The organism is Trujillonella humicola (genome assembly GCF_046233715.1).
Taxonomy (GTDB): Bacteria; Actinomycetota; Actinomycetes; order Mycobacteriales; family Geodermatophilaceae; genus Trujillonella; species Trujillonella humicola.
Map to the genome: position 1 here is coordinate 1 of NZ_JBJNRJ010000093.1, position 9,777 is coordinate 9,777.

The 9,777-nt window shown below is 75.5% G+C and carries 12 protein-coding genes; 6 read left to right on the forward strand and 6 right to left on the reverse strand.

The window, feature by feature from the left end; all coding sequences use genetic code 11:
- Positions 1–155 precede the first annotated feature (155 nt).
- Positions 156–1,070: a factor-independent urate hydroxylase gene (pucL, locus tag ACK586_RS24780; RefSeq protein ID WP_409333197.1), complete on the forward strand. Its 915-nt coding sequence runs from the start codon at positions 156–158 to the stop codon at positions 1,068–1,070.
- A 7-nt stretch (positions 1,071–1,077) separates the two neighbouring features.
- Here pucL and ACK586_RS24785 read toward each other — a convergent pair whose 3' ends face one another.
- Complete coding sequence (locus ACK586_RS24785; protein ID WP_409333198.1) at positions 1,078–1,509, reverse strand: hypothetical protein; 432 nt, start codon at positions 1,507–1,509, stop codon at positions 1,078–1,080.
- 171 nt (positions 1,510–1,680) lie between these two features.
- Here ACK586_RS24785 and ACK586_RS24790 point away from each other — a divergent pair, with 171 nt between their 5' ends.
- On the forward strand, positions 1,681–2,175 hold the full coding sequence (locus ACK586_RS24790; protein WP_409333199.1) for a phosphoribosyltransferase: 495 nt from the start codon (positions 1,681–1,683) through the stop codon (positions 2,173–2,175).
- A 250-nt stretch (positions 2,176–2,425) separates the two neighbouring features.
- On the opposite strand, the gene ACK586_RS24795 is transcribed toward ACK586_RS24790, so the two are convergent.
- The 3 genes from ACK586_RS24795 to msrA all read right to left on the reverse strand — a co-directional run bounded on the left by ACK586_RS24795 (position 2,426) and on the right by msrA (position 5,288).
- The gene (locus ACK586_RS24795) at positions 2,426–3,556 is read right to left on the reverse strand and encodes a class I SAM-dependent methyltransferase (RefSeq protein WP_409333200.1); all 1,131 of its coding nucleotides are present in this window, start codon (positions 3,554–3,556) and stop codon (positions 2,426–2,428) included.
- A gap of 70 nt (positions 3,557–3,626) precedes the next feature.
- Complete coding sequence (locus tag ACK586_RS24800; protein WP_409333201.1) at positions 3,627–4,553, reverse strand: haloalkane dehalogenase; 927 nt, start codon at positions 4,551–4,553, stop codon at positions 3,627–3,629.
- Positions 4,554–4,631: 78 nt separating this feature from the next.
- Positions 4,632–5,288, reverse strand: a complete 657-nt coding sequence (msrA, locus tag ACK586_RS24805; protein ID WP_409333202.1) for a peptide-methionine (S)-S-oxide reductase MsrA — start codon at positions 5,286–5,288, stop codon at positions 4,632–4,634.
- A 99-nt stretch (positions 5,289–5,387) separates the two neighbouring features.
- Between msrA and ACK586_RS24810 the strand changes: the two genes are divergently transcribed.
- The 4 genes from ACK586_RS24810 to ACK586_RS24825 are packed head-to-tail and all read left to right on the forward strand — an operon-like array spanning position 5,388 to position 7,921.
- Positions 5,388–6,410, forward strand: coding sequence for an NADP-dependent oxidoreductase (locus tag ACK586_RS24810; protein ID WP_409333203.1), 1,023 nt, complete (start codon positions 5,388–5,390; stop codon positions 6,408–6,410).
- 2 nt (positions 6,411–6,412) lie between these two features.
- Positions 6,413–7,120 (forward strand): dienelactone hydrolase family protein, encoded by a 708-nt coding sequence (locus ACK586_RS24815; RefSeq protein ID WP_409333204.1) that lies wholly within the window; start codon positions 6,413–6,415, stop codon positions 7,118–7,120.
- Between the two features lie 58 nt (positions 7,121–7,178).
- Complete coding sequence (locus ACK586_RS24820; protein WP_409333205.1) at positions 7,179–7,580, forward strand: DUF1622 domain-containing protein; 402 nt, start codon at positions 7,179–7,181, stop codon at positions 7,578–7,580.
- On the forward strand, positions 7,577–7,921 hold the full coding sequence (locus ACK586_RS24825; protein ID WP_409333206.1) for a hypothetical protein: 345 nt from the start codon (positions 7,577–7,579) through the stop codon (positions 7,919–7,921). The genes ACK586_RS24820 and ACK586_RS24825 overlap by 4 nt, the downstream gene beginning before the upstream one ends.
- A gap of 45 nt (positions 7,922–7,966) precedes the next feature.
- On the opposite strand, the gene ACK586_RS24830 is transcribed toward ACK586_RS24825, so the two are convergent.
- Together ACK586_RS24830 and ACK586_RS24835 are read right to left on the reverse strand one after the other, a co-directional pair.
- On the reverse strand, positions 7,967–8,989 hold the full coding sequence (locus ACK586_RS24830; protein ID WP_409333207.1) for a 1-aminocyclopropane-1-carboxylate deaminase: 1,023 nt from the start codon (positions 8,987–8,989) through the stop codon (positions 7,967–7,969).
- Positions 8,986–9,636: a GntR family transcriptional regulator gene (locus tag ACK586_RS24835; protein WP_409333208.1), complete on the reverse strand. Its 651-nt coding sequence runs from the start codon at positions 9,634–9,636 to the stop codon at positions 8,986–8,988. Before ACK586_RS24835 ends, ACK586_RS24830 begins: the two co-directional genes overlap by 4 nt.
- Positions 9,637–9,777: the final 141 nt, after the last annotated feature.

Below are 9,777 nucleotides of genomic sequence, written 5' to 3' on the forward strand. Positions count from 1 at the left end.
ATCGCCGCTCGTCTTCCCACCACACCTCATCGGCACGGTGATGATCAAGCGACAGATGTCATGAGACTTCATCCCTGACACATCTCATGGGACTCGACAGAGGCGTAACACCGACGAATCTCCTCCGGCACGTTCCACGTGCAACAGTCCCGGCCATGGCGATCCGGCTCGGGGCGAACCAGTACGGCAAGGCGGAGGTCCGCGTCGTGGCGGTGGACCGCAGCTCGCCGCGGCACGGGATCGTCGACCTGAACGTGAGCACGACGCTGCGCGGCGACTTCGCCGCCGCGCACACCGCCGGCGACAACGCGCACGTGCTGAGCACCGACGCGCAGAAGAACACCGTCTTCGCCCTCGCCCGCGACGGGGTCGGCTCCCCCGAGGCCTTCGGGCTGCGGCTGGCCCGCCACCTCGCCCGGGCCTACCCGTGGATCAGCGGCGCCCGCGTCGCGGTGGAGTCCTACGGCTGGGAGCGCATCACCGCCGGGGGCACCCCGCACGACCACGCCTTCCGCCGCCCCGGCGGGGAGGTGCGGACGGCGGTGGTCACGGTGGACGGCTCGGGACCGGACGCGGACGTCCACGTGCTGGCCGGGCTGGCCGACCTCGTCGTCCTCAAGACGACAGGCTCGGAGTTCTGGGGCTTCCCGCGCGACCGGTACACGACCCTGGCCGAGACCACCGACCGCATCCTGGCCACCGCGGTCACCGCGCGCTGGCGCTACACCCGCGACGGCCTGCCGTGGGACGACCTGTTCGCCGGCGTCCGCGCCACGCTGCTGGAGACCTTCGCCGCCACGCACTCCCTCGCGCTCCAGCAGACCCTGTACGCGATGGGCGAGGCGGTGCTCGAGCGCTTCGCCGAGGTCGCCGAGGTGCGGATGTCGATGCCGAACCGGCACCACTTCCTGCAGGACCTCTCCGCGTTCGGGCTGGACAACACCCCCGGCGCGCAGCCGGTCGTCTACCACGCCGACGACCGCCCCTACGGCCTCATCGAGGGCGCGGTCGAGCGCGACGACGTGCCCCCCGCGGAGGTGGCGTGGCTCGGCACGCCGGGCTTCTGCTGACCGGGGGTCAGGCGGCGCCGCCGGCCTCCACGCCGATCCCGCCGAAGAGCACCGTGGCGCGGATGCGCAGGTCCGCGGTGTGCGGGTCGGAGGTGCGCTGGACGCCGCCGTCGGAACCGATGCCGCCGAGGCCGCGGAAGCGCCACCAGACCCGCCAGTCCGGCGGCACCCGCACCGCCGCGCCGGCCATCAGCAGGCGGGCGGTCAGCTCGACGGGCGTCTCGGGCCGCGGGATCGCGGTCAGGTCGATCTCGGCGCCGGCCATCGCCAGGTCGACGTCCACGCGCACCAGGTCGGGCGCGCGCGGGTGCAGCTCCAGCCCGTCGTGCGTGACCACCCGCCGGATCTCCGTCGCGTCCTCGTCGCCCCGGTCCCGGCGCCGCGCCGCCACGCGGCCGGCCAGCGCCACCGCGGCCTGGAACGCGAACCAGCCGGCCACCCACGGCAGCGCCCGCCTCGCGACCTGCCGTGCCCCGCGCCGGGGAGCACGCCGCCGCGTCCGCCGCGTCCGCCGTGGACCACTCGTCGCAGCCCTGCCCATGCCCACCAGCCTGCCCGACGCGGGCCCCGCTGCCCAGGGCCTCGCGCCCTCCTGCGACGATCGCCGACCGTGACCGCCGAGCGGGAGACGCTGACCTACGAGCTGTTCGGGACCGCGGGCCGCGAGCTGGCCGAGCAGGTGGCCGCCGACGGTTTCGAGCCCGACCTGATCCTGGCGATCGCCCGGGGCGGGCTGTTCCTCGGCGGGGCGCTGGGTTACGCGCTGGACGTGAAGAACCTCTTCGTGATGAACGTGGAGTTCTACACCGGCGTCGACGAGCGGCTGGACCTGCCCGTCGTCCTCCCGCCGACGCTCGACCAGGTCGACGTCACCGGGGCCAACGTGCTCGTGGCCGACGACGTGGCCGACACCGGCAAGACCCTGGAGCTGGTGCGCGACTTCTGCACCGGGTACGTCGCCGAGGTGCGGACGGCGGTGATCTACGAGAAGCCGCGGTCGGTGGTGCGCTGCGACTACGTGTGGCGGCGCACCGACCGGTGGATCGACTTCCCGTGGTCGTCGCAGCCCCCGGTCCGCTCCCGCTCGGCCCGTCCCGCGCACTGACGAGAGCCTCGCGCTCCCCGACCACCTCGGCGAGATCTGCACACTCGTCACCATCGACGGCTGATGGTGACGAGTGTGCAGATCTGGGCACGGGGACGCCGGGGTCAGCAGCGGAAGTGGGCCACCGCGGCCTGCAGCGAGCCGGCCATCCGGGCGACCTCGTCGATGGCGGAGCGGGCGTGTCGGTGGAGTGACTCCAGCCGAACGGCGGAGGGGCTCGCGTTGCCCGCCCGCGTCGCGCGGACGGCGCTCAGCGGCGGGTCGACACCGTCACGGTGAACTGCCGGCCGGCGTCGGCGACCCGGGTCGGCCCGACCAGCCGGCGCAGCGCGGCGCGGTGCGGGAGCCGGTTGTTGTAGACGGTCCACAGCTGGCCGCCGGGCCGCAGCACCCGCGCCGCCGCGGCGAACAGCCGGTCGGCGGCCGCCGTCACCACCGCCGTGCCCAGGTGGAAGGGCGGGTTGCACACCACGAGGTCCACGCTGCCGGCGGGGACGCGCGCGGCGGCGTCGTCGCGGGTGACCTCGATCCGTCCGGCCAGCCCGTTGGCGGCCGCGGTCGCCCGCGCGGAGACCACGGCGGCAGCGGACTGGTCGGTGGCGAGCACGCTCAGCTGCGGGCGGGCCGAGGCCAGGGCCGCGGCGAGGACGCCGGTGCCGCAGCCGAGGTCCAGGGCGGTGCCGGCGTCCGGCGCCATGTCCGGCAACGCCCGCAGCAGGGCCCGCGTGCCGTCGTCCACCCGCGGGCCGGCGAAGGCGGCGCCGGAGGCGCAGACGGTGAGGCCGGTGGCGTCGTCCCGGCGGCAGCGGGGCGAGGACGGCCGCACGTCGCGCCGGGGCCCGCGGGCGACGAGCAGCCGCGACTTCTGCCGCGCGAGCGTGGCCGAGACGTCGGCGAAGCCGGCGCGCAGGACGTCGTTCATCGCGTGGGACATGTGCTTGACCCGCCCCCCGACGAGCAGGGTGACGTCGTCGGCGGCGTGCACGGCGACCAGCTCGGTGAGCTCGCGCAGCGCGTCGAGGGCCTTGGGTGCCTTGGCCAGCACCACGCGGGCGCCGGCGACCAGGTCGCCGTCCAGGGGCAGGGACCGGTGGTGGCCGGTCAGGCCGGTCCGCCCGGCGTTGGCGGCCAGCGCGAGCTCGCCGACCAGCAGGTCCTGGTGCACCCGGACGTCGCGGGCGCCGTGCAGCGCCACCGCGCCGAGGGTGATCGCACCGTGGGCGTCGTCGACGACGACGACCTCGCCCGGGCCGGCCGCTGCGAGCAGCGGAGCGGCCTCGTCGAGCAGGAGCCGGTCGGTGGCGTCGACGGCGACGAGGTCGGGCGCCTCGACGTCCGGTTCCCGCCGCAGTCGCGCGAACAGCGCGGCGCCATCAGGCATAGGAAGCTTTCCCCACGTATTCGGCTCGCAGACGTGGGCACAGCTTCCTATGCCTCGGCGGGCCGCGCCGTCACCGCCGCGGGGTGGCGGTCACGAGGTCGGCGACCACCCGCCCCAGCTGCGGGCCGACGTCCTCCTGCAGGAAGTGCCCGCCGCCGGCGAGGGTCACGTGCGGCCGCACCCGGGCGCCGGGCACGACCCGCTGGAAGACCGCGTCGCCGCCGCCGGTGATCGGGTCGGAGTCGGAGAAGGCCGTGAGGAACGGCTTGTCCCACCGGGCGAGCACCTCCCACGCCGCCCGGTTGGCCGCGGCGGCCGGGTCCTCGGGGGTCGTCGGCACCAGCGCCGGGAAGACCCGCGCGCCCGCGGTGTAGCGGTCGTCGGGGAAGGGGGCGTCGTAGGCGGCGACCACCTCGGCGGGCAGCTCGGTCACCGTGCCGTTCTGCACGATGCGTCCCACCTCGAACCGCGGCGTCTCCTGGGAGAAGCGCTGCCACGCCAGGAACGCCTCGCTCATCGGGTGCTCGCCGGTGGGCAGGCCCGTGTTGGCCACCACCACCCGGGCGAAGCGGTCGGGGTGCTCACCGACCAGCCGCAGCCCGATCAGGCCGCCCCAGTCCTGCGCGACGAGCGTGACGTCGGTCAGCCCCAGGCCCTCGAACAGCGCCTGGCGGACCCACTCGACGTGCGCGGCGTAGGTGTAGGCGGCCCGGTCGGCCGGCTTGTCGGAGCGGCCGAACCCGATCAGGTCGGGCGCGACGACCCGCAGGCCGGCACCGGCCAGCACGGGGATGACGTGGCGCCACAGGAACGACCACGACGGCTCGCCGTGCAGCAGGACGACGACCTCCCCGTCGGGCGGGCCGGCCTCCACGAACGCCATCCGCAGCGCCTCGCCCCCGACGGTCGGGCCGCCGCCGAAGGTGACGTGCCCGACCGGGTACGGGAAGTCGGGGACGGCGGCGAAGCGCTCCTCGGGCGTGCGCAGGACCTCCATGCGGACATCCTCCCGGCCGGCCGGCCCCGCCGCAGGGCCCCGCGCCGCGCGGAGCATGAGGGGCGGCGGGGTCCTCGGTCAGACGCCGGGGAGGCCGACCGGGCAGGAGACGCCGGTCGAGTGCACCGGGCAGTAGCCGTTCGGCACCTTGTACAGGTACTGCTGGTGGTAGTCCTCGGCGTAGAAGAACTCCCCGAGCGGGGCGATCTCGGTGGTGATCTCGCCGTAGCCCGCGGCGTGCAGCCGCTCCTGGTAGGCGTCGCGGGTGGTCCGCGCCGCCTTCTCCTGCTCGGCGTCCGCGTAGTAGATCGCCGACCGGTACTGGGTGCCGACGTCGTTGCCCTGACGCATGCCCTGGGTCGGGTCGTGGTCCTCCCAGAACGCCTTCAGCAGCTGCTCGTAGCTGGTCACGGCGGGGTCGAAGACGACCAGCACCACCTCGGTGTGCCCGGTGCGCGCCGAGCAGACCTCCTCGTAGGTCGGGTTCGGGGTGAACCCGCCCGCGTAGCCCGCCGCGGTCGAGTAGACGCCGGGGAGCTGCCAGAAGACCTTCTCCACGCCCCAGAAGCAGCCGGCGCCGAACACGGCCGTCTGCATGCCCTCGGGGAACGGCGGCTGGATGCGGTTGCCGTTGACCGCGTGGAACTCCGGCACGAGGGGGAGGGGGTCGGGACGGCCGGGCAGCGCGTCCTCGCGCGCCACGGGCTCGGTCTTGTACCGCGAGAACAACGACATACCCCCAGCGTAGGACCGTCCCGCCACCCCGGACGGCGCCGCCGTCGCGGCCGGGAGAGGATCGGGGCCGCCCCCTCGTCCCGCCCCGGAGGTAGCACCGTGCCCGTGTCCGCCCGCGAGTGGCACCTCGCTGCGATCCCCCACGGCGAGCCGACACCGGAGGACTTCCGGCTGGTCGAGGTCGAGCACCCCGGTCCGGCCGAGGGCCAGGTCGTCGTCCGGATGGTCGCGATGTCGGTCGACCCCTACATGCGCGGGCGGATGCGGCCGGAGCCGTCGTACGCGGCGCCGTGGGCGGTCGGCGAGGTCATGAAGGGCGGTGCGGTCGGCCGCGTGGTCGAGTCGCGGGCGGACGGCGTCCCGGCCGGCGCCCTCGTGCTCACCGACGCCGGCTGGCGCGACGTCGCCGTGCTGTCCGCGCGCGACGTCCGCGTGCTGCCGGTGCTGGCCGACGTCTCGCCGACCCACCACCTCGGCGTCCTGGGCATGCCCGGGCTGACGGCGTACGCCGGGCTGTTCCGGGTGGCCGCGTTCGAGGCCGGCGACGACGTCTTCGTCTCCGGCGCGGCCGGCGCCGTGGGCAGCCTGGTGGGCCAGTTCGCGCGGCTGCGGGGCGCCGGATCGGTCGTCGGCAGCGCCGGCAGCCCGGAGAAGGTGGCCTGGCTGACCGGCGACCTCGGCTTCTCCGCCGCGTTCGACTACCACGACGGCCCGGTCTCCCGGCAGCTGCGGACGGCGGCGCCGGACGGGATCAGCGTCTACTTCGACAACGTCGGCGGCGAGCACCTGGAGGCGGCGATCGGGGCGCTGCGGGTGCACGGCCGGGCGGCGCTGTGCGGCTCGATCTCCGGCTACAACGCGACCGAGCCGCCGCCGGGCCCGCGGAACATGAGCCTCATGGTCGGCAAGCGGCTGACCCTGCGCGGGTTCCTGGTCGGCGACCACGGCGACCTGCGGGCAGAGGCGACCGAGGCGATCGCGGGCTGGCTGCGGTCGGGCGAGCTCGTGGCGCGCGAGACGGTGTACGAGGGGCTGGAGCAGGCCGTGCCCGCCTTCCTCGACCTGCTGCGCGGGGCCAACACCGGGAAGATGGTCGTCCGGCTCGCCCCCGACCCGGACTGACGGTGCCCGCCGCCGCTCTCCCCGCCCTCGACCACGCCGCGGCGCCGGTACCGGCCCGTGCCGTCGCGCTGTTCTGCCACGGCGGCACCGTGGAGAGCGTGCAACCCCCGCGCGAGCGGGCGCTGTCGCTGCTGCGGATGCGCGCCATCGAGGAGTTCGTACGCCGCGGCGTCGGCCCGCGGGGGCTGGACACCTACCTGCTGCGGTACCGCGTGGCCGGCTGGAACGGGCTGGCCGCGGACGCGTTCGCCGACGTCCGGTGGGCGCTGGGACGCATCCGTGAGCAGCACGGGGACGGCGTCCCCCTCGTCCTGGTGGGCCACTCCATGGGCGGCCGGGCGGTGCTGCGCGCCGGCGGCGAGCCCGGTGTCGCCGCGGTCTGCGGGCTGGCCCCGTGGACGCCACCGGGCGAGCCGGTGGCGCACCTGCGCGGGCGGACCGCCGTCCTGCTGCACGGCCGGGGGGACCGCTGGGTGCCGGCCCGGCTGTCGGCGGACTACGCGGTCCGGGCGGAACGGGCCGGCGCACGGATCGCCCGGTTCACCGTGGCCGGCGGGCACTCGATGGTGCGCCGGTCGGGCCTCTGGCACGCGCTGGTGCGCGACGTCGTCCTCGCGGGGGCGGGGTTCGAGGCGTGGCGCCCCGACCTGAGCGCGGCCCTCGACGAGCGCGACGGCCTCGCCGTCCCCCTGGACGCCGCCCGCCGGTAGCGGAGCCGCTCGGCGGGGGGGCGGCGTGCCCGTGCGGGCGGCGGGGTAGCCCCGGCCGGTGGAGGAGCTGCTCGCGGACGTCGTGAACGTGCTGGTGTCCGTCGTCGAAGCGTGCGGGGTCGTCGTGATCGTGGTCGGGGCCGTCTGGGCCTTCGCCCGGTTCGCGTGGGTGGGGGTGACCTCCCGCAGCGCGGCGGACTTCGTGCCGGTACGGCTCACCCTCGGGCGGTTCCTCGCCCTCGGGCTGGAGTTCCAGCTGGCCAGTGACGTCCTCCGCACGGCCGTGTCTCCGAGCTTCCGCGAACTGGGGCAGCTCGCCGCCGTGGCCACGATCCGGACGGCGCTGAACTACGTCCTCGCCAAGGAGATCGCGGAGGAGCGGCGGCAGGTCGCCGAGGAGGAGGCGGGCACCCCTCCCGCCGACCCCGCCGCGCCGGAGCACCGCGGGCGGACGGCGTGACGGTCCTGCAGCCGGTCGCCCAGGCCGCGGCGCTGGTCGTCACCGCGGCGGCCCTGCTCGCCGGGGCGCTGGCCCTGGCCGTCACCCGGGATGCCGCCCCGGCCCTGGCGGTGCTGCTGGACCTGCTGCTCGCCGCCGGGCTGCTGCGGCTCACCGGCGCGCCCGGCTGGGGCGCACTGGCCACGGCCGCGGCCGTCCTCGCCCTGCGGCACCTGATCGGCTACGGCCTGCGGCTGTCCCGTGCGTCCTCCGGTCCTCCCGCGGGGACCCGGGGCCGGCCGGCGACACCACGCCGTCCTCCCGGGCTGCGGGACCTCCTCCGGCCCGCCTGGCGCGGCTGAGGTGGAGTGCCACGGGCGAGGATTCCTCGCCCGTCGCACTCCACCTCAGGAGAACAGGGCGCTGTAGCCGTTGAGGGCGGGCTGGCCGCCGAGGTGGGCGTACAGCACGGTGGAGGACGGGTCGATCTCGCCGCGGCCGACCAGGTCGATCGTCGCCGCCATCGACTTCCCCTCGTAGACCGGGTCGGTGACCATGCCCTCGGTGCGGGCGGCGGTCTCCATGGCCCGGATCGTCGTCTCGTCCGGGATGCCGTAGATCCCGGCGTGGTAGCGCTCGTCGAGCTCGACGTCGGCGGCGGTCAGCTCGCGCCGCACCCCGATCGCCTCCGCCGTCCGCCGGGCGATCCGCAGCACCTGCTCGCGGGTCTCGGCGGGCTTCGCGCTCGCGTCGACGCCGAGCACCCGTCGGGGCCGGCCGCCCTGCTCCTCGAGCTGGGCGAAGCCCGCGACCATGCCGGCCTGCGTGGAGCCGGTCACCGAGCAGACGACGACGGTGTCGAAGAAGACGCCGAGCTCCGCCTCCTGGGCGGCGACCTCGTGCGCCCAGCGGGCGAAGCCCAGGCCGCCGAGCGGGTGGTCGCTCGCCCCGGCCGGGATGGCGTAGGGCTTGCCGCCGCGGGCCTCGATCTCGGCGAGCGCGGACTCCCAGCTCTCCTTGAACCCGATGCCGAAGCCCGCCTTGACCAGGCGGACGTCGGCGCCGGCCAGCCGGCTGATCAGGATGTTGCCGACCTTGTCGTAGACGGCGTCGGGCCAGTCCACCCAGCTCTCCTGGACCAGCACGCACGACAGGCCAAGGTGGGCGGCGACGGCGGCGACCTGGCGGGTGTGGTTGCTCTGCACGCCGCCGATGCTCACCAGCGTGTCGCAGCCCTGGGCGAGGGCGTCGGCCACCAGGTACTCCAGCTTGCGGGTCTTGTTGCCGCCGAAGGCGATGCCGGAGTTGACGTCCTCGCGCTTGGCCCACACGACGGCGCCGCCGAGGTGCGCGGTGAGCCGGTCGAGGCGGTGCACCGGGGAGGGGCCGAACAGCAGCGGGTGGCGGGGGAAGTCGGCCAGGGTGGTCATGCGGTCTCCTCGGACAGCTCGGACAGCAGCGCCGTCCAGATCTCGGTCGTGGTGGCGACGGCGGCGTCGGCGTCGGGGGCCGCGCAGGCGGCGATGAGGCGGTCGTGCAGGACGACGCTGTGCCTGCCTCCCGCGGTGGCGAAGCGGCGCCGCTCCAGCCGCCGGATCGCCGGGGTGAACCGGTCGACGGTGGCGGCGGCGGCCCGGTTGCCGGCCCGCGTGACGAGGACGGCGTGCAGGGCGTCGTCGGCGGCCAGGGCGGCGTCGACGTCCCCGTGCTCGACGGCGGCGGCGAAGTCGGCGTTGGCCGCTCGCATGGCGGCCAGGTCGCCCGCGGTGAGCCGGGGCACCGCCTCCCGGGCGGCGAGCTCGTGCATGACGCGGACGACGGCGGCGGCGTCCCGGACGGCGGGCACGTCGAGCGGGGTGACCCGGGTGTGGCTCTGCGGCTTGGCCTCGACCAGGCCCTCGTCGGCCAGCCGCGCCAGCGCCGCCCGGACCGGGGCGACCGAGAGGCCCAGGCGCACGGCCAGCTCGGCGTCCTTCACCACGGCGCCGGGCGCCAGCTCACCGGAGACGATCGCCTCGCGCAGCCGGACCAGGGCGACGTCGCGCAGCAGCACGCGGTCGACGGGAGCGAGGGGCACAACTGACATCTCAGATGTCAGGGGCTCCCGCCGTCAAGCGCGCGCGGAGGAGATCCGTGGGCGTGACGCCCATGTCGAGTCCCATGAGATGTGTCAGGGATGAAGTCTCATGACATCTGTCGCTTGATCATCACCGTGCCG